Source organism: Haloplanus litoreus, from assembly GCF_045690335.1.
Taxonomy (GTDB): domain Archaea; phylum Halobacteriota; class Halobacteria; order Halobacteriales; family Haloferacaceae; genus Haloplanus; species Haloplanus litoreus.
The window spans coordinates 119203-143178 of record NZ_CP147874.1 but is presented as its reverse complement, the minus strand read 5'-3'; the positions used below and the strand labels follow the sequence as shown (position 1 = coordinate 143178).

Annotated in this window: 27 protein-coding genes and 1 pseudogene; 13 read left to right on the top strand and 15 right to left on the bottom strand. The window is 70.3% G+C overall.

Translation table 11 applies throughout. The features are described from left to right. Window positions 1-15: 15 nt before the first annotated feature. The 9 genes from V8686_RS00800 to V8686_RS00760 all read right to left on the bottom strand — a co-directional run bounded on the left by V8686_RS00800 (window position 16) and on the right by V8686_RS00760 (window position 6743). Window positions 16-381: a hypothetical protein gene (locus V8686_RS00800; RefSeq protein WP_379701929.1), complete on the bottom strand. Its 366-nt coding sequence runs from the start codon at window positions 379-381 to the stop codon at window positions 16-18. Between the two features lie 135 nt (window positions 382-516). Continuing rightward, a complete protein-coding gene (locus V8686_RS00795) occupies window positions 517-1155 on the bottom strand; it encodes a cob(I)yrinic acid a,c-diamide adenosyltransferase (RefSeq protein WP_379701927.1) in 639 nt (212 codons plus the stop codon). Window positions 1156-1182: 27 nt separating this feature from the next. Beyond that, window positions 1183-1905, bottom strand: a complete 723-nt coding sequence (locus V8686_RS00790; RefSeq protein WP_379701926.1) for an adenosylcobinamide amidohydrolase — start codon at window positions 1903-1905, stop codon at window positions 1183-1185. A gap of 5 nt (window positions 1906-1910) precedes the next feature. Continuing rightward, a complete protein-coding gene (gene cobD, locus V8686_RS00785) occupies window positions 1911-2918 on the bottom strand; it encodes a threonine-phosphate decarboxylase CobD (protein WP_379701924.1) in 1008 nt (335 codons plus the stop codon). Further along, window positions 2908-3897 carry a nicotinate-nucleotide--dimethylbenzimidazole phosphoribosyltransferase gene (locus tag V8686_RS00780; RefSeq protein ID WP_379701922.1) on the bottom strand — a complete coding sequence of 330 codons (990 nt, stop codon included), beginning with the start codon at window positions 3895-3897 and terminating at the stop codon, window positions 2908-2910. Before V8686_RS00780 ends, cobD begins: the two co-directional genes overlap by 11 nt. Then, a complete protein-coding gene (locus tag V8686_RS00775; protein ID WP_379706416.1) occupies window positions 3894-4442 on the bottom strand; it encodes an NTP transferase domain-containing protein in 549 nt (182 codons plus the stop codon). The genes V8686_RS00780 and V8686_RS00775 overlap by 4 nt, the downstream gene beginning before the upstream one ends. After that, a complete protein-coding gene (gene cobS, locus V8686_RS00770; RefSeq protein ID WP_379701920.1) occupies window positions 4442-5191 on the bottom strand; it encodes an adenosylcobinamide-GDP ribazoletransferase in 750 nt (249 codons plus the stop codon). Before cobS ends, V8686_RS00775 begins: the two co-directional genes overlap by 1 nt. Beyond that, a complete protein-coding gene (gene cbiB / locus V8686_RS00765; RefSeq protein ID WP_379701918.1) occupies window positions 5185-6087 on the bottom strand; it encodes an adenosylcobinamide-phosphate synthase CbiB in 903 nt (300 codons plus the stop codon). The genes cobS and cbiB overlap by 7 nt, the downstream gene beginning before the upstream one ends. Next, on the bottom strand, window positions 6084-6743 hold the full coding sequence (locus V8686_RS00760; protein ID WP_379701916.1) for an HAD family hydrolase: 660 nt from the start codon (window positions 6741-6743) through the stop codon (window positions 6084-6086). The genes cbiB and V8686_RS00760 overlap by 4 nt, the downstream gene beginning before the upstream one ends. Window positions 6744-6831: 88 nt before the next feature. On the opposite strand from V8686_RS00760, the gene V8686_RS00755 reads away from it, so the two are divergent. The 4 genes from V8686_RS00755 to ftsZ all read left to right on the top strand — a co-directional run bounded on the left by V8686_RS00755 (window position 6832) and on the right by ftsZ (window position 9699). Beyond that, a complete protein-coding gene (locus V8686_RS00755) occupies window positions 6832-7566 on the top strand; it encodes a hypothetical protein (protein ID WP_379701914.1) in 735 nt (244 codons plus the stop codon). 59 nt (window positions 7567-7625) lie between these two features. Continuing rightward, window positions 7626-8132 carry a double zinc ribbon domain-containing protein gene (locus V8686_RS00750; protein WP_379701912.1) on the top strand — a complete coding sequence of 169 codons (507 nt, stop codon included), beginning with the start codon at window positions 7626-7628 and terminating at the stop codon, window positions 8130-8132. A gap of 212 nt (window positions 8133-8344) precedes the next feature. Next, window positions 8345-8527, top strand: coding sequence for a ribbon-helix-helix domain-containing protein (locus tag V8686_RS00745; protein ID WP_157689508.1), 183 nt, complete (start codon window positions 8345-8347; stop codon window positions 8525-8527). A gap of 2 nt (window positions 8528-8529) precedes the next feature. Then, the gene (gene ftsZ / locus V8686_RS00740) at window positions 8530-9699 is read left to right on the top strand and encodes a cell division protein FtsZ (protein ID WP_379701911.1); all 1170 of its coding nucleotides are present in this window, start codon (window positions 8530-8532) and stop codon (window positions 9697-9699) included. 68 nt (window positions 9700-9767) lie between these two features. Here ftsZ and ncsA read toward each other — a convergent pair whose 3' ends face one another. Further along, complete coding sequence (gene ncsA / locus V8686_RS00735; RefSeq protein ID WP_379701909.1) at window positions 9768-10736, bottom strand: tRNA 2-thiolation protein NcsA; 969 nt, start codon at window positions 10734-10736, stop codon at window positions 9768-9770. Between the two features lie 78 nt (window positions 10737-10814). Between ncsA and V8686_RS00730 the strand changes: the two genes are divergently transcribed. Beyond that, on the top strand, window positions 10815-11501 hold the full coding sequence (locus V8686_RS00730; protein ID WP_379701907.1) for a DUF7095 family protein: 687 nt from the start codon (window positions 10815-10817) through the stop codon (window positions 11499-11501). A gap of 96 nt (window positions 11502-11597) precedes the next feature. Here V8686_RS00730 and V8686_RS00725 read toward each other — a convergent pair whose 3' ends face one another. Genes V8686_RS00725 through V8686_RS00715 form a run of 3 tightly spaced genes read right to left on the bottom strand, consistent with a single transcriptional unit; the run spans window position 11598 to window position 14556 of the window. Next, window positions 11598-12395 carry a class I SAM-dependent methyltransferase gene (locus tag V8686_RS00725; RefSeq protein WP_379701905.1) on the bottom strand — a complete coding sequence of 266 codons (798 nt, stop codon included), beginning with the start codon at window positions 12393-12395 and terminating at the stop codon, window positions 11598-11600. 29 nt (window positions 12396-12424) lie between these two features. Further along, window positions 12425-13678, bottom strand: a complete 1254-nt coding sequence (locus V8686_RS00720; protein ID WP_379701903.1) for an endonuclease/exonuclease/phosphatase family protein — start codon at window positions 13676-13678, stop codon at window positions 12425-12427. 44 nt (window positions 13679-13722) lie between these two features. Beyond that, window positions 13723-14556: a deoxyribonuclease IV gene (locus tag V8686_RS00715; protein WP_379701901.1), complete on the bottom strand. Its 834-nt coding sequence runs from the start codon at window positions 14554-14556 to the stop codon at window positions 13723-13725. An 84-nt stretch (window positions 14557-14640) separates the two neighbouring features. Between V8686_RS00715 and V8686_RS00710 the strand changes: the two genes are divergently transcribed. Continuing rightward, entirely contained in the window at window positions 14641-15174 is a 534-nt protein-coding gene (locus V8686_RS00710; RefSeq protein WP_379701899.1) for a redoxin domain-containing protein, read from the top strand. On the opposite strand, the gene V8686_RS00705 is transcribed toward V8686_RS00710, so the two are convergent. Further along, entirely contained in the window at window positions 15171-16007 is an 837-nt protein-coding gene (locus V8686_RS00705; RefSeq protein ID WP_379701897.1) for a lipoate--protein ligase family protein, read from the bottom strand. The genes V8686_RS00710 and V8686_RS00705 overlap by 4 nt on opposite strands. 217 nt (window positions 16008-16224) lie before the next feature. On the opposite strand from V8686_RS00705, the gene V8686_RS00700 reads away from it, so the two are divergent. The 6 genes and pseudogenes from V8686_RS00700 (at window position 16225) to V8686_RS00675 (ending at window position 22712) form a co-directional block, all read left to right on the top strand. Beyond that, window positions 16225-17400: a PstS family phosphate ABC transporter substrate-binding protein gene (locus V8686_RS00700; protein WP_379701895.1), complete on the top strand. Its 1176-nt coding sequence runs from the start codon at window positions 16225-16227 to the stop codon at window positions 17398-17400. 43 nt (window positions 17401-17443) lie between these two features. Continuing rightward, complete coding sequence (pstC, locus tag V8686_RS00695; RefSeq protein WP_379701893.1) at window positions 17444-18541, top strand: phosphate ABC transporter permease subunit PstC; 1098 nt, start codon at window positions 17444-17446, stop codon at window positions 18539-18541. Beyond that, the gene (pstA, locus tag V8686_RS00690; protein ID WP_379701891.1) at window positions 18538-20139 is read left to right on the top strand and encodes a phosphate ABC transporter permease PstA; all 1602 of its coding nucleotides are present in this window, start codon (window positions 18538-18540) and stop codon (window positions 20137-20139) included. The genes pstC and pstA overlap by 4 nt, the downstream gene beginning before the upstream one ends. A gap of 46 nt (window positions 20140-20185) precedes the next feature. Then, a pseudogene (pstB, locus tag V8686_RS00685) lies at window positions 20186-21037 on the top strand (phosphate ABC transporter ATP-binding protein PstB); the annotation flags it as partial. Between the two features lie 2 nt (window positions 21038-21039). Next, window positions 21040-21714: a phosphate signaling complex protein PhoU gene (gene phoU, locus V8686_RS00680; RefSeq protein WP_379701889.1), complete on the top strand. Its 675-nt coding sequence runs from the start codon at window positions 21040-21042 to the stop codon at window positions 21712-21714. A gap of 2 nt (window positions 21715-21716) precedes the next feature. After that, window positions 21717-22712 (top strand): PhoU domain-containing protein, encoded by a 996-nt coding sequence (locus V8686_RS00675; protein WP_379701887.1) that lies wholly within the window; start codon window positions 21717-21719, stop codon window positions 22710-22712. On the opposite strand, the gene V8686_RS00670 is transcribed toward V8686_RS00675, so the two are convergent. Continuing rightward, entirely contained in the window at window positions 22709-23122 is a 414-nt protein-coding gene (locus V8686_RS00670) for a CBS domain-containing protein (RefSeq protein WP_379701885.1), read from the bottom strand. The two genes, V8686_RS00675 and V8686_RS00670, sit on opposite strands and share 4 nt — an antisense overlap. A 92-nt stretch (window positions 23123-23214) precedes the next feature. On the opposite strand from V8686_RS00670, the gene V8686_RS00665 reads away from it, so the two are divergent. Beyond that, complete coding sequence (locus V8686_RS00665; protein WP_379701883.1) at window positions 23215-23937, top strand: FAD-binding protein; 723 nt, start codon at window positions 23215-23217, stop codon at window positions 23935-23937. Window positions 23938-23976 lie beyond the last annotated feature (39 nt).

Here is a 23976-nt window from a genome sequence, read left to right as displayed (position 1 = left end):
TACGCCGCTCCCCGGTTAAACGTTCGGCCGCCGTGGCGTCCGGTGATCGGGCATCCCCGACCCAGCCGGCCGTCGCCGCGTCTCCGGTCCGTCGACGGTCGGTTCCATCCCCGTCTCGGCCTCGGTCGCTGCCAGCGCCGCCGGCTCACAGTCGAAGAAGCGTCGGCACAGGGTCGTCCGGGCCCCCTCGTCGACGGCGTCCTGCAGCAACTCCCGGAGATCCGCGGCGTCGACGACGGTCACCGCCTTCGCGTCCGCGTCCGCGTCCGCGTCCGCGTCCGCGTCCGCGGCGTCGGGGTGGGCCGCCGGCACGGGTCGCCACGGTCCGTCGTCGCCCGGCGGCGTCGCCAGCACGGCTCGGTCGACCGATCGACCGCCCACCCACGGGCGTCGTACACCGCCGCGACGAGGGGCCAGCAGCCTGGCGGGGTCGAGGCCGTCGAGGCGGTCACGGACGCCCGACTGCGAGAGGCACACCATCCCCCGGGGAGGGGTACCTCGAGAGACCGTGCTCGTCTAGAACTCCGTGCCCTTCCGCGCGCGCTGGCCGGCGTCGATGGGATGGCGTTCCTTCCGAACCTCGCTCACTAGGTCCGACTCGTCGGCCAGGTAGTCGGGGTGGTCGTGGCCGCCGGTGCAGACGAGTTCCAGGCCGTCGGGTTTCGAGGCGACGAGGTCGACCACGTCGGCGGGGTCGATCAGGTCGCGGTTGGCCGCGTACAGGATTTCGTCGAGGATCAGCAGGTGGACCCCGTCTTCGGGGTCGCCGTCCAGCGGCAGGGGGGCGGAGAGGTCGGCGTCGCCCGCGGCGGCAACCAGGTTCCGGGCGCGCTCCAGGCCGCCTCGCGCCTTCGCGGCGTGGTCGTCGTCGTCGGTTCCGTCGGCGAAGCCGTGCCAGCCGTAGTGACCCGTGTGCTCGTAGGAGAAGCCGTCGACCTGCGCGATGGCCCGGTACTCCCCGCGCACGTCCTCGACGCTCGCCGCCCCGCCCTTCATGAACTGCAGGAGGTGGACGCGGTAGCCGTGGCCGGCGGCGCGAACGCCCATGCCGAGAGCGGCCGTCGTCTTCCCCTTTCCGTCGCCCCACCACGCCTGGACGAGGCCGAACTCCGCGGGCGCCCGAGCCTCCACCCGACCGTCGGTATCGTCGGTCATCCTCTCCGAGTCGGGGGTGACCGGGCTTCAATGATCCGGTGAGAGCGTCGACACCGCCGCGCGCTCGTCGGTCCGGACGCCGGACTCGGGCGGCCCGTAGTCGCCGTCCGGGTACCGCGAGGCGAGGCTCGCGTCGACGGCGTCGCGGACGCAGGCCCGCGCGGCCGTCCCGACCGGTGTCGCGCTTCCCGAGAACGCCGCGCGCTCACCCGTCGGATCGCAGGCGGCGACGACGGCGTCCGTGGTCGTTCCCGGGGCGCCGACCCGTTCGAGCAGGGTCGTCGCCTTCGCCTCCGCCGCGACGGTCAGCAGGTTCGCGAGCGCACCCGGTGCGAGCGAGCGGGTCGTCCCGACGACGACGTTCACGGTGCCGGGACCGTCGGCGCCCCCCTTCGCCGCGTCGACGCCGGCGGCGACTGGCTCCCGATCGGTCGCTCCCACGGGGAGTGCGGCGGGGTTCGAGACACCCGCGGTGGCGACGGCTTCGACCGATCCCAGCCGTGCTCGGCGGGCGTGTCGCTGGTCGACGCCGGTCAGCAGCGCCGGGCCGGCGGCCTCGGGGTCGAAGCCCGCACCGGCGAGGCGGTCGGCGACGTAGGCGTCGAGGTCGGTCCGCTCCCACCCCTCGGGGACGGTCACGTTGTAGGCTGCGGGCGCCGTCGTCTCCCCGCCGGCGTAGCCGGTCGACAGCCACCGCGTCCCCGGACGCGCGAGTCGACACACTCCGTCGCGGACGGTACCCTCGAACACGGCCGTCACTCCAGCAGGGCGGCGACGAGGCGGTCGTTCTCGTCCGGGCGGCGCACGGCGACGCGGACGTGGGAGTCGAGGCCGTCGAAGGTCGTCGCGTCGCGGATCGCGATGCCGTTTCGCCGGGCCGCGTCGACCACGTCCTCGACGGTCCGGTCGCCCACGTCGAGGAGGAGAAACGGGGCTTCCGAGGGCCACACGTCGAAGGCGGGTTCGAGCGCGTCGGTCATGCGCTCTCGCTCGCGGCGCACCCGGTCGCGCGTCCGGGCGACGAACCGGGTCTGCCGGAGACAGTAGGCCCCGACGTCGGCGGCGGGGGTCGACAGCCCCCAGACCGGCCGCGCGGCCTCCAGGCGCTCCCGGAGGTGACCCCTCGCGACGGCCATCCCCACCCGGAGGCCGGGGAGGCCGAACATCTTGGTGAGCGACCGGGCGACGACGACGCCGGGTTCGCCCGCGAGCGTCCGGTGGTCGGTGAAGTCCAGAAACGCCTCGTCGACGATCAGGACGGTGTCGGCGGCGCGGCACTCCTCGGCGTAGGCACGGACGTCGGCCAGCGGGTGGGCCTCGCCGGTCGGGTTGTTCGGGTTGCAGATGACGGCCACGTCGTAGGGCTCTGGGTCGGTCCACAGCAGGTCGTCGTGGTCGACGACCGTCGGCTCGGCCCCCTGGAGGCGTACTTCGCGTTCGTACTCGCCGAAACTCGGTCGGGGGAGGAGCGCGTCGTCGTCGCCGCCGAGTGTCACCTCGAAGGCGAGACGCAGGGCCGCGCTCCCACCGGCCGTCGGGACGACCGCCCGCGGCTCACAGCCCAGATACTCGCCGGCGGCGGTGCGGAACTCGCAGTAGTCGTCGTTCGGATAGTGGGTCGCCGCCCCGTAGGCGGACTCGTAGACGCTCACGATCCCGCTCGGTCGCTCCGGATTCGTGTTGGCGCTGAAATCCAGGATCGTCGCGTCCGTCGCTCCCCCGTGGGGCACCCGCTCTACCCCTGCGACGGCGTCAGGGTTCATGTGGTGTGCCAATACGCTCCATTACCTCAAGCGTTCCGTCCGCGACGGCGTCGAGGGCGTTCGCCCGGTCCGCGAGCAGGAGCGCCCCGCCCATCCCCGCGCCCTCCTTCGCCTCGCCGTCGGCGTAGCGGGCGAGGGCGTCGTCCCGGCCGTCGAAGCTCGGATCGGTGACGACGAGGTCACAGTCCAGGTCGGCGGTCACCGTCGCCAGGTCGACGTCGTCGGCGACGTAGGTGGTCGACGCGAGCGTCAGCGGTTCGGCGACGCCAGCGTGTCGCACCAGCGCCGCCGCGGCGAGTAACTGCGTCCCACCGCCGAGGATCACGTCGGTCCCGGACTCCAGGGCACCGGCGGTGAGTCCGGCGACTACGGCCAGTACCGGATCGCCGAGGAGGCGGACGGCACGTCGCGGGCGGAAGGCCGCCTCGCCCGGATCGAGGTCGCTCGCCGCGAGTGCCGTCTCGATCACCTCCCGTTTCAGGGCCACCGGATTCTGTGGGAGCGACGACGAGACGGCGGCGTCGACGCCGAGCGCCCGGCAGACGCCGAGTGCGGTCGTGGTTCCCCCGGGGATGGTCTCCCCGACCACGAGTTCGTCGTCGGGCAGGTTCCGGCCGAGGTCACGGGCGGCCACCCACGCGCCCGGCGCCGTCGGCACCGGCTCGGCGTCGCGCACGTCGCGGCCGGGGGTCGCTCCGACGCCGACCGTCGGCGCGCCGGTCGGTTCGACGAGGCCGGCGTCGACGACGAGCGTCTCGAAGCCCACCCGCTCGCGAACCGCGCGGGTGACCGCCGCCGGCGTCGGACACCCCGTCGGACTCACGGGGACGACCGGTGCGCGGACCAGGTGGCCGTACTCGATCAGCTCCGCGTCGGCACTCGGCGTGTGGACGCGCAGGTCGGGGTCGGCGCCCGCGGCACTGATGCCGTCGATTTTGGCCGTCTCGGTCGTGCCAGCGACGAGGACGAACCGGGTCACGACAGCGCCTCCGCGACCTGCAGATCCGAGGGGTGATTCACGTTCACGGCGAGTCGTGGGTCGTCGCTTTCGTATATGCCGTCGTCGGTTCCGGCGACGACGTTGACGCCGGCTGGCGCCAGTCGTCTCCCGTCGTGCTCGACGCTCGTGTCGACGCTCACCCCCAGCCGTCGCTTCAGGTCGACCGGCACCGCGACGGTGAGCGACCCCTCGGCGTCGGTGCCCGCGTCGAGGACGCGATTCACCGCCTCGGCGGTCAACAGGGGCAGGTCGGCGGCGACGGTCAGTGCCGGGCGCCCGACCCGGTCCAGCGCGGCGGTCAGGTCGGGAACGTAGCCGTCGCCGGGTGTCTCGACGACGTTCGCGCCGGCCGCTCGCAGGTGGTCTCGCGTCGCGGGTGTCCGCGGCGAGACGGCCAGGTAGACCGTCTCGATTCGGCTCGCCGCGAGCGCCGCCCGCACCCGGTCGACCATCGGCGTTCCGCCGACGTCGACGAGCGGTTTCTCCGCCTCGCCGCCGAGGCGCGTCCCCGCCCCGCCACACATCACCAGAGCGTCCACACCACCACCCCCGCGTGGAGTGCGACGACCCGGCCGAGTTCGTTCGCCGCGCCGAGGGCGTCGCCGGTGACGCCGCCCAGCGCCATCGTCGCCCACCGGCCGACGAGGAGTGCGACCGCCGGCCCGGCGAGGAGCGCCGCGACCAGCGCCGGGCCGCTTCCGTGCGGCGCCACGAGCGTAGCGGGAACGGCCGCGACGACGACGGGGAGAAGCGAGGCGCCCGTGGCTTCGCCGACCACGGCGGAGCCGAGGCCCTCGTGTCCGGGGTCGCCGAGCGCCACGAGTGCCGCCATGCCCATCTTGGCGCTCACCTCCGCGGCGAGGGCCAGGCGGACGGCGACCCGAGGGCCGGCGCCGGCGACGCCGAGGCCACCGAGGGCGAGGCCGACGAGCGCCAGTCCCAGTGCGAGCGCGCCGCCGACGCCCGTCCCCGAGTCCTTCAGGACCGCGCGGCGGTCGGCGGCCGGACCGTGGACCGCGGCGGCGTCGCCGCAGTCGGCGAGGCCGTCGGCGTGGGTCACGCCCGTCACGAGGTAGAGCGTCGCGAGGTAGCCGGCGACGGCCGTGGGGACCGGAATCGGAACGAGGAGGGGGAGCGCGGCGAGGCCGCCGACGACGTAGCCGGCGACGACGAAGGCGGCGGGGGTGGCGCGGAAGGCGTCCCACGCGGCCCCGTCGCCGCCGACGGGCAGGCGAGTCAGGAAGGCGAGCGCACCCCGAACCGCCGTCAGCACAGCGCGATCACCCCCGCCAGCCCGAAGGCCAGCCAGCCCGCCCGGGAGACGACGGCGACGCCACGGTCGGCGTCGGCGCGGGTCGGCAGGGCCGTCCCGCCCGGGAGCGCGTAGACGCCCGGCTTCTCCAGTCGCACCCCAAGCAGGATCGCGAGGGTCGCCATCGGCCACCCCGAGTTCGGCGAGTCGGGGACGCGGGCGGACGACCGGGCCGACCGGAGGGCGGCCGGCCGCCCACCGGCGATGGCGAGGAGGGCGGCGCTCGCCCGCGCGGGCAGCCACATCACTGCGTCGTCGAGGCGGGCGGGCGCCCACCCCATCGGCTTCGAGCGGTAGCCGAACGTCGAGTCGAGCGTGTTGACGGCCTTGATCCACGCCGCCGCCGCCGCGGCGAGGGGGAGGGAGACGGGCGCGAGGAGAGCGAAGCCGGCGAGCGGCGCGACGAGGCCGTCCGCGAGGTTCTCGGCCGCGCTCTCGACGGCGGCGCTCCGTACCTCGCCGGCGGAGAGGGAGTCGGCGTTCCGACCCGCGAGCGCGCGGAGGCGCTCCCGTGCGGCCGGGAGGTCCGTCTCGCCCAGGGCGACGACGGTGCGTGCCTCGTCTATGAGCATCCGCCGGCTGGTGGCGACGAAACAGACGAGGCCGGCGACGACGCCCCCGACGAGGGGATCGACGCGGGCGGCGGCGACGACGGCCGCGGCGACGGCGCCCGCGGCGAGGAGAGGGACGGCGAGCGCCACGAGGACGCCGACGAGTCGCGGGTGGGTCCAGCGGCGGTCGAGGGGTCCGAGCGCCCGCCCGAGCCACGCGACCGGATGGACGGTGGCGGGCGGTTCGGCGACGAGGCGGTCGAGGCCGGCGGCGAGGGCGACGCTCCCGGCGGCGACGGGCGTCACGGGAGCCCCTCCAGTCGGGTGCCGAGGGCGGACAAGGGTGTCTCGGTCACGTCGACGAAGGTGCCGCCGAGGGCGTCGATACCGCCGTCGGTCGTCGGGTCGTCGCCGACGTGGACGAGGGACGCGGGGTCGACGGTTCCACCGGCTCGACGGGGCGCCTCCGACGCCTCGCCGCCGAGGTCGGTCGCGAGCGTCTCGAACGGGGTCGGGTGCGGTTTGCGGAAGCCACAGGCGGCGCTGGTGACGACGGCGTCGAACGCTCCGCGGAGGTCCGCGCGCACCAGCGTCCGCGGGACGAGTTCGGGGACGCTACAGTTCGAACACAGTCCGACGGGACCGTGTTCCCGGGCGGCCGCGAGGGCGCCGTCGACCCCCTCTCGACGCGTCACCTCGGGGTCGAACGCGGCGACGACGGCGCGTCTGACGACGCCGTCCGACGCCGCGACACCCCGACTCCGCAGCGCGGCGGCGACGTGGGCGGGGAGGGGCACCTCCGCGGCGTCGGGTACGTCGAGATGGGGCGTGCGGTAGGCGTCGGCCCAGTCGTCGGGGACGGCCACGCCCCGGTCACGCAGTTCGGCGGCGACGGCGGCGGCCGGGTCGCTCGCCGTCGACACCGTCACGAGCGTCCCAAAGAGGTCGAACGAGACTGGCACGGTGGGTCTTCGGAACGGTCGGTGCGGAACCACTTGACCGTCGCGGTCGGCGCGGAAGGGTTAGGTCGCCCCGGCCGGAAGGGAGGGCGTGACCGTCGTTCGACTGCTCGACATCGAGACGCCGGCCGACGCCGCCGACTGGTACGCGGCCGGGCGGGCGTACACCCGCCGTGTCGCGGCGGGGATGGGCTTTCCCGGCGTCGACGCCGTGGACGGGGAGCGGGTGACCGCGGCGCTCCGGACCGATCCGGCGACGCTGTCTCCGTCCGAGGCCGAATCCGTCGTGGGGGTCCTCGTCGGCGACGCCGTCTTCTCCGAACCGTTCTGCGAGTGGATGCCCGCGTGGTACGAACTCGCTCTGTGGCCGGCGGCTCGCGTCCTCGAACGCCGGTTGCGCGCCGTCGCCCGTCGGGTGGCGGGGGCGACGGGGCTGACCGTCACGCTCCCGCGATTTTCGCGCCCCCGGGACGTGATCGTCGCGGGTCGGTCCCCGCTCGAGGGGGTGTCCGGCTTCCGCGAGCGGTTCGTCCTCGCGGCGGCGGTGACCCACTTGGAGTGGTTCGCTCACGCCGCGGCGGCGGACGGTATCGAGGTGCCGGCGGCGTTCCTCTCGCGGGCGCGGGCGGAGACGCTCGCTCACTACGCCGGCGGTCGCCCGACGCTCTCGCCACGCATGCGCCGTTTCCAGCGCCTGCTCTTCACCGACGACGCGTGGGTTCGGGACGTGAACGACGCCTACGGCCTGACTAGCTGGGTGTTCGACCGCTGGGCGCGGTGGCTGGGTGCCGAACGGACGCGACTGGCGGCGGCTGCCGACGAGTGACAGACAGGCGTCAGACACGCACGAAGGTTTGAAATAACCCGGGTACGTGTGCGTGAACGATGAGCAAGATCACGTTCCGCGCCGACGACGATCTCGTCGAGCGACTGGAGGAGTTCGACGCCTCCAAAAGCGAGGTGATGCGCGATGCACTGCGCACGTACCTCGACGACGCGGAGCGTGAGGACCCCTCGGGCGGAACGGACCAACTGGAGACGCTGCTCGCCGAGTACGCGTTCGCGCCGCGTCGGCAGCCGGAGATCAACCTAAACGTCACGATCGATTCCGCGAGCACCGACGCGTCGGACGTGTCGGTCGAACGTGAGTCGGAGCCGACGACGCGTAAGACACCCGGCCGGAACGCGGGTGACGACACGACGCCCTCGCGTAAAACGTGTTCACAGTGTGGCGAGGAGATGGCCGCTGGGCACGTTTACTGTCCGAACTGCGGCGAGAAGGGCGCCCACCGCGTGTTCTGCGACTGTGGAGACGAGATCCGCTCGGACTGGGCCTTCTGTCCGAGCTGTGGACGACGCACCCCGGCAGCGGATGTGTTGGACCGTGCGTAGGACGATTGAAACGGCTGTTTACGGCGTCCTCGCGGATTTGTCTTACACCGGCCGTTAGTTTTATAAGGTATTGGTCTGTTGGTACGTCTGCGTAAGACGGTCGTCTTACAGGCGAACCGCCCTCGGGGTAGAGCGCTTCCGTCGGGCGGTTTTCAGCGTGTGAGACAGTATCCGGGGTGTTGCCCCTTCCGTCTTACCGGGGGAATGCAAACATGGAGCGTGTGACACTACGAATTCCGAAGCAGCAGATCGAGGAAGTCGAACAGATGGTCGAAACGGGAGAGTTCCCGAATCGAAGCGAGGCCATCCGTTCGGCAGTCCGCGAGATGCTCAACGAACAGAGCGAGTCCCGCGACGACAAACGCAACCGTAACCGCAGCTGGGCGAAGGTGTGACGATGCAGGGATTCGTCCAGGACGCCATCGAGCGCGAGGAGGCCGAGCAGCGCGACGTCGACGAAGACGACGATTTCGGTGATCCGCGCATCGTCATCGTCGGCGCGGGTGGTGCCGGCAACAACACGGTCAACCGGTTGTACAACATCGGCGTCGACGGCGCCGAGACGATAGCGATCAACACCGACAAACAGCACCTGAAGATGATCGAGGCCGACACGAAGATCCTCGTCGGCAAGTCGCTCACGCAGGGGCTGGGCGCCGGTGGCGACCCATCGATGGGCGAACGCGCGACCGAGATGGCCCAGGGGACGATCAAGGAGGTACTCGGCGAGGCCGACCTCGTCTTCGTCACCGCCGGGATGGGCGGCGGGACCGGTACCGGTGCCGCCCCCGTCGTCTCCAAAATCGCGAAAGAACAGGGCGCAATCGTCGTCGGCATGGTGTCGACGCCGTTCAACGTTGAGCGTGCTCGTACGGTCAAAGCCGAGGAGGGACTTGAGAAGCTTCGCGGCGAAGCCGACTCGATCATCGTCCTCGACAACAACCGCCTGCTCGACTACGTGCCCAATCTGCCGATCGGCAAGGCGTTCTCGGTGATGGACCAGATCATCGCCGAGACGGTCAAGGGCATCTCCGAGACCATCACGCAGCCCTCGCTCATCAATCTGGACTACGCGGACATGTCCACGATCATGAACCAGGGTGGCGTCGCCGTGATGCTCGTCGGCGAGACGCAGGACAAGAACAAGACCCAGGAGGTGGTGAGCGACGCGATGAACCACCCACTGCTCGACGTCGACTACCGCGGTGCGTCGGGCGGACTCGTTCACATCACCGGCGGCCCCGACCTCACGCTGAAGGAGGCCGAGGGCATCGCCAACAACATCACCGAGCGACTGGAGGCGAGCGCCAACGTCATCTGGGGCGCCCGCATCCAGGAAGAGTACAAGGGCAAGGTGCGGGTCATGGCCATCATGACCGGCGTCCAGAGCGCTCAGGTGCTCGGCCCGTCGACGCAGCGACAGGCGGAGAAGTCACGTCGGAGTCTCAACGGCGAGGACGTGTCGGAATTCGACGCGAGCGAGAACGTCGGACAGGATCAGGCGTCCTGGTCCGACGGCGGTCGCAATCAGGTCGACCAGCGCAACGGCGTCGACGTGATCCGGTAGCGGCCGCGACGGCACTTTCCACTTTCCACTTTCCACTTTCTCGCAGTCCACCCGTCGAGCGACGGCGCTCACACCGCCTCGATCGATTCGACGAGCCGGCACTTCCGACAGATCCGGCCGCCCGTACTCGATCCGCAGCGCTCGCACTCGCCCAGGTCGCTTTCGCCGCTCCCCGTCCGGTAGCGCGTCGCCGCCAGTTCGGCGAGTTCCTCGTAGCCGGCCATGATCGAGTGTCTGGTCCCCGGGTGGGCCTCCTCGACGTCGAGGAGGAGTCGCTGAATCTCGCCCCGGTAGGCCTCGCTCGCGTGCGGGCACTCCGTGATGTGGGCTGGGAGGTCGGCGAGGTGGGCGTACAGGGCGATTTCCTTCTCCGGTACGTCGCGCAGGGGTTTGGCCCGGGGGACGAAGTGCGTACTCTCCGCGCGCCGGTCGAACGGCCCGAGACTCGCGTCGAAGTGTTTGGCCATCTGTTTCAGATCCCCTTCGAAGAAGTTCATGAGAGCGGTCTGGGCCTCGTCGTCGAGGTTGTGGCCGGTCAGGAGTTTGTCGGCGCCGAGTTCGTCGGCGTAGGACTCCAGCAGATCCCGCCGGAACACGCCGCAGTACGCACAGGCCGCCATGTCCTCGGGATCCTTCTCCACGACGTCGTCCATGCGGACGCCGAGTTCGTCGGCGTAAGACACCACCTCGTGGCGCAAGTCGCGGTCCGCGGTCAGTTCGCGACAGGCGTCGAGGCTCTCGTCGCGATAGCCCTCGATCCCCTCGTGGATCGAGAGGGCGACCAGTTCCACGCGTGGATCCTTGCCGAACGTCTCGTCTAGGACGTGCGTCAGGACGACGCTGTCCTTGCCACCCGAGAGACCGATCACCCACGTCTGTGGCTCCGCGGGCGAGGCGTCGGCGGGGAGGAGGCCGTCCTCCCGGATCCGCCGACGCACCCGCTTTTCGACCGAGCCACGGAAGTGCTCGCCACAGAGGTGGGCCCCCGAGTAGGCCGCGTGCATCACTGCCTCGCGGCCGCACCTGTCACAGTCCATCGGCGCCACCTTGCCCGGCGGGCCGTATCACGGTTTCGTTGGACAACCGTTTTGCCCGCCGGGGCGCAAAGGGGGGTGATGGATCGAGACGCCGCGCTGGATCGGGTCGCCGACATCGTCGACCTCGTGGAACGAAGCGCCACGGGCGATCGAACACCGTCGAACGGTGACGACCCCGCTCTCCTGCCCGTCCCGGTGCGCGAGGTGTGGGTGTACGGCGACGTAGCCCTCGGACTCGACCCGCTGGACCGACTCGACGTGTACGTCACCAAGGACCTCCTCATGCGTGGCGACGACGACCGGGAAGCCGAGTTCGAGGAACGACTGGGCGTCGCCGGCGTCGGCAAGACGGTCGACGCCGACTGGGCCGAGGCGTACCCCGAACACCTCCGCGCGAACGACAACGGCCACGCGGCGCCCGAGCGCTGTCTCGCCGCCCACCTCCTCGACGACGACGAACCGGTCCACCTGGAGGTGTGTAACGCCTCCTTCACCGACAACGTCACCCAGCGACTCCGCGGGGCGATGGCCCGCGAGGCCTACGGTGAGATTCTCGACCCCCGCGGCGTCTGTCTCTGGGCCGACGGCCGGCGCGACGACGAGGCGATGGCGAAACTCCGCGGCGGCGAACTCGCCTTCCCGACGCTCCCGGAGGCGCTGGAGATGCTGGGACTGGACGCGGAGACGGCCGCCGAGGCCGGCGGCGTGATGCGCGAACGTCGCGCCGAAGAGACGGGGCGGACGGTTCGCGGCGACGTGGTCTAACGGGTGCCGGTCGCGACGCGGGGGGTGTCGCGCCCTCGCAACCGACGCCGCGACGACGGTCGGCGCACGGGTGGCCGCCCGGGTTCGAGCCTCCGGTCACTCGGGCACGCGACCGACGGTCACGTCGAACGGCACCACCTCGGCGCGGCGATACGTCCCCGCCTGCATCGCCTCGACCACCTCGCGACCCATCTCCCGCCACGCCGCCCGGAGGTCGTCGTACTCCGCGCCGACCGCCCGCCGGAGTTCCGTCTCGTGGTCCGCCAGCCCCGCGCCGGTCGCCTTCCGCGTCGCGTCCCGCAGGTCGGCCTCGTCGTACGGCGGTTCGATCACCTTCCGGTGGTAGTGCCGCCGCGTCGTCACGTCGACGAGGCCGGCGGCCTCGAACGCCCGGATCGCCCGGTCGCCGAGCGCCACGTCCGTGCCGACGCCTTCCAGATAGGCTTCCCGAACCCGGCGTTCGAGGCCGACCTCGCGGTCGACCGTCGACTCCACGGACACGTCCGCGTTGTCGGGTTCGACGGCGGCCACGTGGTCGGCGGCGACGCGCCGGAACTCCCCGAGTGTCGCGGTCGGATCGGGCAGGTTCACGAGGAGCGCCTGACACGCCACCAGATCGGCGGTCCCGTCGCCGAAGGGCAGGCGCTCGGCGTCGCCGGCGACGACCGGACAGTCGGTTTCATCGCGTGCGACGGCGAGTAGGTCGGGATCGGCGTCGACGCCGATCACCTCGCCGCCGGACTCCTCGGCGAGGACTCGCGTGAGTTCGCCCGTGCCACAGCCAACGTCGAGGATGCGGTCGCGCGCCGGCAGGTCGAGGGCGTCGAGCGCCTCGCGTGAGGCCCACAGGCCCCGTCGGGTCCGCCGGAGGTAGTCGGCCGAGAATCTGCGCACGGACGTCCTACCCCGCCCGCCCTCAAAAGTCAGTCGTCGTCGCGGGCGGCGAGGGCGCCGCCGAGCAAGGCGGCGACGGCCGCCACCACGCCGAATCCGGGCGCGGTACCGGCGGTGGGCGTGTCCGCCGTCGGGGCCGCCGTGGTCGTCGTCCGGGTCGGCGTCCCCGGTTCCGCCTCCGTCTCCGTCGCCGTCGTCGGCGTCGGCGTCGGCGTCATCGTCGTCGTCCCCGGCACCAGTGTCACCACCACGCCGGCGTGGTCCGACGGCCAGAGGCGGTCCCCGCCCGCCGAAATCCGGGCGGCCGGTTCGGCGCCGACCCGCCTCGCGTCGCTCGCCCGCAGGTCCCCACGCACGAGGACGTGGTCGATCCGCGAGGCGAGCGACGGATCGGCGTTCCGAAGGTCGGCGGCGTGACAGCAGGTGTCGCCCGCGTCGTCCGCGGCGTCGTCGAAGGCGTCCGTGAGACGCGCGTAGGCGGCCGTCGACGCTCCCGGGCCGCTGTTCAGGTCACCGACCAGGACGGTGGGGTCCGGTCGGTCGGCGAGCAGGGACTGCAGTTCCGCCGCCTGTGTCGTCCGCGTCTGCGCCGACGCCGATTCGAGGTGTGTCGTACAGAACGTGAGCCGATCCTCGCCGACCGTCGCCTCGCAGACGGCGTAGCCGCGGTCGACGCTGATCGAGCCGTCGTCCCGCGAGAGCGACAGCGAGGCGTCGAAGGTGCCGGCCGTCGCCTCGGCCGTCGAAACGGACTCGCGGGCGAGCAACAGGTCGCGGTCGGTCAGACGCACCGTCCGCGTCTCGCCGGCCACCGTCGCCGGCACCTGGAAGTCGGCGCCCACCGTCGCCGCGACGACGTGGTAGGGCTGGTTCCGCGCCGCCAGCTTCGACAGCAGCGTCTCCCGGAAGTCGTAGCGCACGTCCGCCGCTTCCCCGCCGGCCGGCCCCGTCCGGATCAGCGCGGCCTCCTGGATGCCGACCAGATCGGGTTCCGTCCGCGCGAGTTCGGCCGCAACGGCGTCGAGGCGCGCCTCGACGTGACTCCGGTCGACCGTCGCGAGGAGGTCACCGGCCGCCTCGCTGACCGCGTCCGGACCGTCGGCCGCGGCCGCGAGCAATCGGACGAGGTCGGCGCCGAGAAAGCAGTTTCGTGTGGCCACGGTCACGCCGTCGGTGGCGGCGCGTCCCGTCCCCGTAATCGGTCCGAGTCCGAGGGTCGTGGCGCCGACGCCGACCCCGACGCCGAGTCGCAACGTGTCGCGTCTGGAGACCGGGCCGTCCATCGGTCACCGCCTACGCGTGGTCGGCTGAAAAGCGGTCCGGACCCTCACGCCTCGGCCCGGAGTTCGCGAACGCGGTCGATGTTCCACGCGAAACTCTTGCCGTCCTCAGTCGGCGTCTCCAGGACGAAGGGCAGGTCCCGGAGGTCGGGGTGACTAACGATCCGGCGCATCCCGTCGACGCCGATCAGTCCCTCGCCGACGTGGGCGTGTTCGTCCTTGTTCGTCCCGCAGGCGTGTTTGGAGTCGTTGAGGTGGAGACAGTGCAGGTTCTCGATGCCGATCACGTCGTCGAACTCGGCGACGGTGTCGTCGACGCCCTCGGGCGTCGAGAGGTCGTAGCCCGCGGCGAAGGCGTGGGCGGTGTCGAGACAGACCCCGAGGTCGTGGCTGCTCTCCGCCAGTACGCGGCCGAGGTGTTCGAAGTCACCGCCGAGTTTCGTCCCGCTGCCCGCGTCGCTCTCGACGAGGACCGTCACGCCCGACGGCACGTCGAGTTCGTCGAGGGCGCTCACGGCGTTGTCGAGGCCGCCGTCGACGCCGGCGCCGGTGTGTGCACCTAGGTGGACGTTCACGTACTCGATGCCGAGTTCGGCGGCGGCGTCCACTTCCTTCTGCATGCTGTCGATCGACTTCTCGCGCAGGTCGGCCTTCGGCGTACAGAGGTTGACGAGGTACGAGGAGTGGATGACCCACGGGCCGTCGAGGTGTTCGGCCGTGCCGTCGCGGAAGGCGGCGGCTTCGTCGTCGCCGACGTTCGGGTCCTGCCAGACCTGCGGGGAGTGCGTGAAGATCTGTCCGCAGTTCCCGCCGACGTCGCGCTGGTTGCCGACCGCGTTGTCGACGCCGCCGGCGATGGATACGTGTGCTCCAACTCGCATACCGAATCGAGGCCGTCGCCGAGCAAAGGCGCTTCGATGCCGGGCGGGCGAACGGTTTTGTCACCCCCGTTCGAAGGCGAGTCCATGGACAGGGACGAACCGGTCGGGGTCGGCGAGACGATGTCGGACGTGGAGGCGACCCTCGTGCGTCCGGATGGGACGGTGGCGGAGACGACGCTCGGCTCCCTGACCGCCGACCGCCCCGTGTTACTCAGCTTCTACACCATGGATTTCAGTCCGGACTGCATCGACGAGTGGTGCTCGTTCCGCGACTTCGACTGGTTCTCCAGCGGAGAGCACGTACAGGTCGTCGGTTGTAGCAAGTCGAGCGCCGGCCTTCACCGCCGGTTCATCGACTATCTCGGCCTGAACTTCCCGCTCTTTGCCGACTCGGCCCTCGACCTGTCCGACGCCTTCGGCGTCACCTACCGAGCGCTCGGCGTCACCCGCCGGTCGCGTCGGTCGTGTTTCCTCCTCGATGCCGACCTGCGGGTCCGATACCGGTGGATTGGCGACCACTGGCTCGACCCGACCCGCGATACGCCACCGGTCCACGAGATTCACGAGGCCATCTCCGAGGAACTCGAGGTAGCCGACCCCGAGACGTTCGGGTTCTAACGGTCGCCGGGTCGCCGTCTCGTCCACGCGTCGCTCCCGTACTTCTCGTTCGCTCGCTCGCGAGCACGAGCCAGTTCGTCCTCGGTCCACGACCCCTCCGCCGCGTCGGCCCACTCGGCTAGCGCTTCCTCGACAGTCGACACCGCCGCCGTGCGGGTGACGTCGGCGTGGTCCTCGATTCCAGTCACGCGCTCTCGGAACGTCGCCGCGTCGACGCTGGGGTCGGCGAACGCGGCGAGGTGGCGTTCCGGCCGCACCGCGTAGGTGAGCGAGCCGTGCTGGACGACGGCGTCGGTCCGGCGGTGTTGAGCGTTGCCGCTCACCTTCCGCGGCCCGTCGTCCCCGGGCACGACCACGTCGTGTGCGGGGTGGAGTTCGCGCAGGTAACACGCCGGGTCGTGGAGCGCCGGCCGTCCCGTCTCGGCGAAGGCCGCGGGGACGTCGAGACGGTCGAAAGCGTCGAGGATGGGCGTACAGAGCCGTCGGTACGACTCCACGAGGTCACCGGGCAGTTCGTCGGCCGGTGCGGCGATGGTGTAGGAGATGTCGCCGTGGCTGTCGTGGTAGATGCCGCCGCCGCCGGTCTGACGCCGCGTGACGGTGATCCCTTCGGCCGCGCAGTAGCCCCAGTCGACGGTGTCGGGGTCCTGGCGGTAGCCGAGCGAGAGCGTACTTGGCTCCCACCGGTACACCCGGAGCGTACGTGGACCGCCGGCGGCAGCTGTCTCCGCGGCGATTTCGTCGAGTGCCATGTTCATCGGTCCCGGCCACCGCTCCTCGCGGATCAGCCGCCACTCGCGGGCGGCGAGGGCCTCGCCGTCGCTCTCGTCCATACGCGCCCGTTCGTGGCGGGCGTCAAAGGGGTTTCGTGGACGGCCCGACCCGCTCTCCGTCGACGGTCGCCGGGCGTTCGAAGTGCTATATAACGACACGTAGTCCACCGGTCGGGAACGTACCGGCCGGTAGGTCACCCGTCGGCTCACAGCCCTCGGGATCCGCACGTACAGCTCATATAAAGCCCCTTTGTACAAACCCGGAGTGATTCTGGTGATGACGCCCGACCCGAAGCGCGTACTCGACGAGGCATCGCGGCGCAAGTTCCTGGCGGTCACCGGTGCGGGGGCGGTCACGGGGCTCGCCGGCTGTGGCGGTCAGTCCGGCGGAAGCGGTAGCGGGGATGGTAGCGAGGCGACCGAAACCGAGAGCGACGGGACGGATGCGACGGCCACCGAGACGGAGAGCAGCGACGACGGGGCGTCGAACGAACTCGACATGAGCGTCCTCACCGCCGACGGCTCCTCGACGGTGTTCCCCATCACGAACATGGGCGCGAGCTACTGGAACTCCAATCCCGAAGCAGGCGACGGGGACTACTGGCCCGAGTCGTGGGCCAGCGAGGAGTACGACACGGACATGCGCCTCGCGGACTTCTTCGCACAGGACTACGGCTACGAGGCGACCGAGCAGCGCTCGGTACCGCCGTTCCGCGCGAGCGTCGCCCTCTCGCACTCCGGGACGGGAATCGAGGGCGTCATGGAGGGCCGCGTCGACATCGGCGACGCGAGCTCCTCCGCGGAGTCGGAACTGGCCGGGAGCGACGCGGAATCGGAACTCGACAGCTTCACCGACCACGTCGTCGGCGTCGACGGCCAGCCCATCGTCGTCAGTCGCGAAGTCGCGGACGCCGGTGTCGAGAGCATCACCATCGAGGAACTCCGCGCCATGTACCGCCAGGAGATCACCAACTGGTCCGAGGTCGGCGGGCCGGACCGCGACATCCTCGCGCTCGGCCGCGCCGAGGGCTCGGGGACCGACACCGCCTTCCGGAACAACGTCTTCGGCGACCCGAACGCGCCGATCAGTCCCGATCAGCGGTTCGGGCAGAACCAACAGCTCCAGCAGGCCATCGCGCAGGCCGACAACGCCATCGCGTACATCGCGCTCGCGTTCGTCGAGCCGGACGGTGCGACCCCTCCGATCGACCTCGAAATCGAGGGTACGACCTACTCTTACGGCGAGAACCTCGGTGCGCAGGACTACCCGCTCTCGCGAGACCTCCACGCGTACACGTGGGAAGGCACCTCCCGGAAGGAGGCCTGCTTCATCAACTTCCTCCTGAGCGACTTCGGCCAGGAGACCTTCGTCCGCGGGAACAACTACTTCGCGCTCCCGTCGGATCGCCTGTCGACCCAGCGCGAGAAGGTCGCCGCGTCGCAGTTCGAGTAACGTCCCGGCTCGTTAGCGGCGCCACACCACTCCGTATTTTCGCATGCTCCAACTCGTCAAATCACGCGCGACGCACAACCTCTCAGCGGCCGCCACGCGTGCCCGCAACTATCGGCGGCGCACGGCGGACGGGGCGATCCTGATGCACCTACTCGGCGGGCTCTCGGTGGTCGCCGCGTTCGTCCTGTTTCTGCGGGGGTCCCAGTGGACGGTGCTTCCCGTCCTCGGGTTCCTCGTCACTGCCGTCGTCGGCTGGCGGCGGTACCAGGCCGAACTCGTGAAGGGCGTGAGCTTCCTCACCACCGTCGCGACGGTGTCGATCCTGTCGCTCATCATCGTGTTTCTCCTGCTCCGGTCGGCCCCCGCGATCCAGGAGCTGGGCCTCTCGCTGTTTACCCGCACGCAACGACCACTCTGGGGGCAGAACGGCGTGTACGCGCTGACGCCGATGATGATCGGGACGGCGGTCACGACGATCATCGCGACGGTCATCGCGGCCCCGCTCGGCATCGCCGGCGCCATCTTCATCAGCGAGATGGCGCCCCGGCACCTCCGTGAGGTGGTCAAACCCGGGATCGAACTGATGGCGGGGATTCCCTCCATCACCTACGGGTTCATCGGACTCACCATCGTCAACCAGTACCTCTACCTCGAGTTCCGGACCCCGACCATCGGGAACTACTTCGCGGCCAGCATCATGATCGGCATCATGGCGCTCCCGACGGTGGTGAGCGTCGCCGAGGACGCCCTCTCGACGGTGCCCGAATCGATGAAGAGCGGATCGCTGGCGATGGGGTCGACCAACTGGCAGACGATCAAAAGCGTCACCCTGCCCGCAGCGATGTCCGGTGTCTCCGCGGGCGTCATCCTCGGCGTCGGGCGGGCCATGGGCGAGACGATGGCCGCGACGGTCATGCTCTCACACACCAAGGGCTTCCCCACGCCCGTCTTCGACGTGTTCACGAACTACGGCGAGACGCTGACGACGGTCATCGCCTTCGAAGGGGGGAACGCGAGCGGCACGCACATGAGCGCGCTGTTCGCGGCCGGGGTCGTCCTCTTTTTCATGGTGATGGCGCTGAGCATCGCGTCACAGTACGTCGAGTGGCGCATGACGCTCAAACTGGAGGGGAAGGCATGAGCAACGTCGACGGCACGGCACTGATCTCCAGCGAGTCGACGACGGCGGACGTCGTCGCGAGCGGCCTGATGGCCGTCGCCACCCTCACCTTCCTCGCCTCGTGGGCGACGCTCTTCCAGTGGCTCGACGAGACGGGCCGGTACTTCGGGGTCGCCCCGTTCGACCTGCTCGGCGGGTCGCTGTTCGTCCTCGCGGGTGGACTCACGCTCGTCGGTCTCGGATCGTACTTCGGCTACGTCGAGGGAACGCCCTCCGACACCGCCGGGTTCGTCGTCGGCGCCGTCGTCGCCCTCCTCTGGGCCATCGTCGGCGGCCTCGTCGCGGCTCAGTGGGGTGGCAACGCCCCCGTCGTGTGGCTCGGGGGGGCGGTCGTGTTCGGCGTCCTCGCGGCCGTCGCCTCGCTCTCTCCTCCCGAGGATCTGGGCTCGACGCTCCCGGTCGCGCTGTTGCTCGCACTGCTCGGCTACGTCGTCGTCGCCGGTCACGTCAACGTGGGCTGGACGTGGACGCCGGGCTGGACCGAAACCGTCTTTCCCGGCTCCGAACTGGTCCCCGTCCTGATCATTCACGGCGCCCTGCTCGGCATCTGGAGCGCCGCCAAGGCCAAGCGGGGCTTCGGGGCACAGGGGCGTCAGTTCGGCGCCTACTGCCTCATCGGGGTGACCGTCTTCTCGATGATCGGCGTCCTCGGTCTCCTGATCACGTTCATCCTCGTCAAGGGGCTCGACGTGGTGTTGACGCAGGCGAGTCTCGGTGGTGGCACGCTGGCCCTGTTCGGCGTGACGCTCCCGTGGCTCGAAGTGCCCTTCGTCACGAGCGTTCCCGGTGGCCTCTTCGTCGAGGTTCCCGGCGTCATGCCGGCCGTCGTCGGCACCCTGTGGCTCGTGCTCGGAGCCGTCACCTTCGCGGTACCCCTCGGCGTCGGTGCCGCCGTCTTCCTCACCGAGTACGCCGATCAGGGGCGGTTCACCCAGCTCGTCGAGGTAGCGACCAACGGGCTGTGGAGTACTCCGAGCATCGTCTTCGGACTGTTCGGGCTGGCCTTCCTCGTGCCCCGTATCAGCGGCGGGAACTCCATCTTCGTCGGCCAGCTCGTCCTCGGGTTCATGCTCCTGCCCCTCGTGCTCATCACGAGCCGCGAGGCGATCAAGGCCGTCCCCGACGAGTACCGGGATGCGAGCGCCGCGCTCGGTGTGACGAAGTGGGAGACGATCCGCAGCGTCGTCGTGCCGGCGGCGATGCCCGGCGTCATCACGGGTATCATCCTCGGCGTCGGTCGGATCGCCGGCGAGACGGCGCCCCTCCTGCTGGTCTTCGGTGGGTCGCCGTTCCCGAGTTCCGGCCCGCAGGTGCTCGGGAGCTTCGAGTTCAGCGCACGGCCACCGTTCGTCCTCAACGACGCCCTGCTCTCCCCGGCCAGCGCGTTGCCCTACCAGCTCTACTCCTCGATCACCGCCGGCGTATTCGATCACCCCGCCTTCTCCAGTACTGAGTACGGGTGGGGGACCGCGCTGGTCTTGCTCCTCGTCGTCATCGGCCTGTACGCCGTCGGCGTCGGGAGCCGCATCTACTTCCGGAGGAAACTACACCATGAGTGACGCACAATTCGAATCCGACGACAGCCAGCCAGCACAGCAGCTCACGACCACCGGCGAGACAGACGAGGTGATTCGAGACGAGTGGGTCCAGTACGACTTCGACGGCGAGACGAAGATTTCGACGACGAACCTGGACGTCTACTACGGCGACGATCACGCGCTCAAGAGCGTCGACCTCGACATCCCTGCGGAGAGCGTCACGGCGCTCATCGGCCCCTCGGGGTGTGGGAAGTCGACGTATCTCCGCTGTCTCAACCGGATGAACGACCGCATCAACGCCGCCCGCGTCGAGGGCTCGGTCGAACTCGACGGCGAGGAGGTTTACCAGGACGGGATCAACCTGGTCGAACTCCGCAAGCGGGTGGGGATGGTGTTTCAGGCACCCAACCCGTTCCCCAAGTCGATCCGCGACAACATCTCCTACGGGCCGCGGAAACACGGCGACATCAACAGGGGGCTGCTCGCCCGTCTCCTCGGCCGTGACGACCGGGAGAAAGAGGAGGCACTCGTCGAACGGGCGCTCAAGAACGCCGCCCTCTGGGACGAGGTTTCGGATCGCCTCGACGACAACGCCCTCGGTCTCTCGGGCGGCCAGCAACAGCGGCTCTGTATCGCCCGGTGTCTGGCGACCGACCCCGAGGTCATCCTCATGGACGAACCGGCGTCGGCGCTCGACCCCATCGCGACGGCGAAAATCGAGGATCTCATCCACGACCTCGCGGAGGAGTACACCGTCGTCATCGTCACCCACAGCATGCAGCAGGCGGCGCGCATCTCCGATCAGACCGCGGTGTTCCTGACCGGGGGTGAACTCGCCGAGTACGGTGACACCGATCGGATCTTCGAGAATCCGCGGAGTCAGCGCGTCGAGGACTACATCTCCGGCAAGTTCGGATAACCGTGCCCCGAGACGAGTTCCAACAGTCGCTCGCCGACCTCCGGAGCGAGGTACTCGCGATGAGCGACCTCGTCGCCGACCGACTCGACCGCGCGCTGACGGCGCTCGAAACCGTCGACGAGGCGACCGCTCAGGTGGTGATCGGCGGCGACGACGAGATCGACCGCCGATATCTGGAGCTGGAGTCGACGTGCATCCAGTTGCTCGCCCAGCAACAGCCGGTCGCGGGCGACCTTCGCTTCGTCGCCGCGTCGTTCAAGATTCTCACCGACCTCGAACGCGTCGGTGACCTCGCGGTCAACCTCGCCCAGTACACGCTGGAGGCGGACCGCAAGCGGTTCGCGGAGGTGGATCTCTCGGCCATCGGCGACCTCGCGACCGCGTTACTCGACGACGCGATGACCGCCTACCGCACCGACGACGCGGCGCTCTGTCACGAGGTGGCGGCCCGCGACGACGAACTCGACTCGCTGTGTCAGCGCGCGAGTCAGCGCGTGGTTCGGGACCTCATCGAACGCGAAGTCGCGGACGGCGACTCCTGGGCGGTCGAGCGGCTGCTCGACGACGTCTCGCGGCTCCTGCTCACCATCCGGGACCTCGAACGCGTCGGCGATCACGCGGTGAACGTCGCCGCGCGCTCGCTCTACATGATCGAGAGCGACCCGACGCTGGTCTGACCATGGAGACGCGCAAACTACAGAAGATCGGCGGCTCGACGTACTCGGTGTCGCTCCCGAAGGAGTGGGCGACGGAACACCACCTCGAAGCGGGGATGCCGATCCGCCTCTATCCGCACGCCGACGGGTCGCTCGTCGTCCGGCGCGCGGCACGGGACGGCGGCCCGCTCTCCGCGACCGAGATGCAGCTCCCGAGTTCCGACGCCGCGACCGTCCGGCGGGCCCTGCAGGCGGCGTACGCCGTCGGTTACGACACCGTCTCCCTCGTCTCGCCCGGGACGTTTACGACCGACGAGCGGCGGACCGTTCGGCGTCTCGTCGACACGATGGTCGGGATGTCGGTGGTCGAGGAAACCGACGCGCAGGTCACCGTCGAGAACCTCCTCGATGCCGGCGAAGTGTCGGTCCAGCAGTCGGTGGCTCAACTCCAGTTTACCGCCCTCTCGATGCACCGAAGCGCCGTCGAGACGCTCCGGCATCCCGACGAGGGTGACCGTCTCGCCGGACGCGACGACAGCGCGGATCGGCTGTTCCGGATGATCACCCGCCACTTCAACCGGTCGCTCACCGATTTCGCGGAGGTCGATCACCTCGACGTCCGGCGCTCGAAGCTGTTCGACTACTACCTGACGGCCCGTCAACTGGAGCGGGTCGCGGACCACGCCGTCGACGTCGCCGCCGTCGCCGACCGGAGCGACGGGACGGCGCCCGAGTCCGTCCTCGACGACGTGTGCTCGCTCGCGGACCGGGCGTGTGAGGTGGTCGAGGCTGGCACGACGGCCGTCCTCGAATCGTCGGCGGACCGTGCGTACACCGTCCTCGACCGACGGGACGCGGTCGTCGACGACATCCACGCCCTGGACCGGGCGCTCTTCGAACGGTCGCCTCCCGACGCGTACGCCCTCTCGCGGGTGCTCGCCGCACTCGTCCGAACCGCGGCGTGTGGCGGCAACGCCGCCCGCGTCGCGCTCCGGGCGAGCGTCCGCCCCGACGACTAGCCGCGGCGGGGCGGATGCGGCGCCCGCACCGTCGAGACGTAGGCCGCCAGATCCGCCGCCGTGACGATACCGATCACCGCCTCGCCGTCGACGACGGGCAAGTGGTAGTGGCCCGTTTCGACCATCAGGTCCGCCGCCGTCGTGATCGCTTCGTTCGCCCCGGTCGTGACCAGATCCGTACTCATAGCCGCCGAGACGGACGCTCCCGGTCCGTAGCCGTCGTCGCCGGCGACGACCCGGACGAAGTCCGTCACGGTGAGGAGTCCGTCGAGTCGGTCCGCCTCGCCGACCACGACGACCGACCCGACATCGTACTCGGTCAGTACCCGTGCAGCCTCCCGAAGCGAGGCGTCCCGGTTCACGCTGTGAACCGGTGCCGACATCAGACTCCCGACGAACACGTCCTCCATTCGGCGTGGTACGCCGTCACGCGATATAAGCATAGTGCGGGCCGAGGAGTCCGTGACGGCGGATACAAGTGCGCCGGGCACCCCCCTACGGTATGTCCGACTCAGCCAACGTCGTGGTCGTCGGCGGCGGCGTCGCCGGCCTGTCTGCCGCCACCTTCACGGCCCGCGCCGGCCTGGAGACGCTCGTCCTCGACGCGGGGTCGTCGATCCTGTGCCGGAACGCTCACCTGGAGAACTACCCCGGCTTCCCGGCGGGCGTCAACGCCCGCCTGTTGCTCGATATGGTGGCCGACGGGGCCGACCGGGCGGGCGCCGACCGCCGCGAGGCGCGGGTGACACGCATCGAGCGCACGGCGGACGGGTTTGCGGTCGAGACGGCCGCGGGCGACCGTCACTCGACCACGTACGTGATCGCTGCGACGAAGAACGCGACCGACTACCTCCCCGACGACGTGGAAACGCTCGACCGGGGCAAGACGTTCGTCGAGTGCGACGAGCGGGGACGGACCGCCGTCGACGACCTCTACGCGGCCGGCCGCCTCGCCCGCAAACCCCACCAGGCGATCGTGAGCGCCGGTCACGGCACCGAAGTCGCGGTCACCCTGTTGGAGGACGCCGACCGACCGTTCTACCACGACTGGGTGGCGCCAGAGGGCTACTTCACCGACCGGGGACGGGAACTCCCGCCGGGCTGCGAGGAAATCGACGACGACGAACGCCGGCGCCGTGAGGACGACTCGCTCGAGGCCATGCGTGAGCGATTCGCCGAGCGCCACCCCGCTGCGCAGCCGACTCACCCCAGCCTCGACGGCTAGCCGACCACAGCGTTATCACGTCCCTCACCGTATATCGAC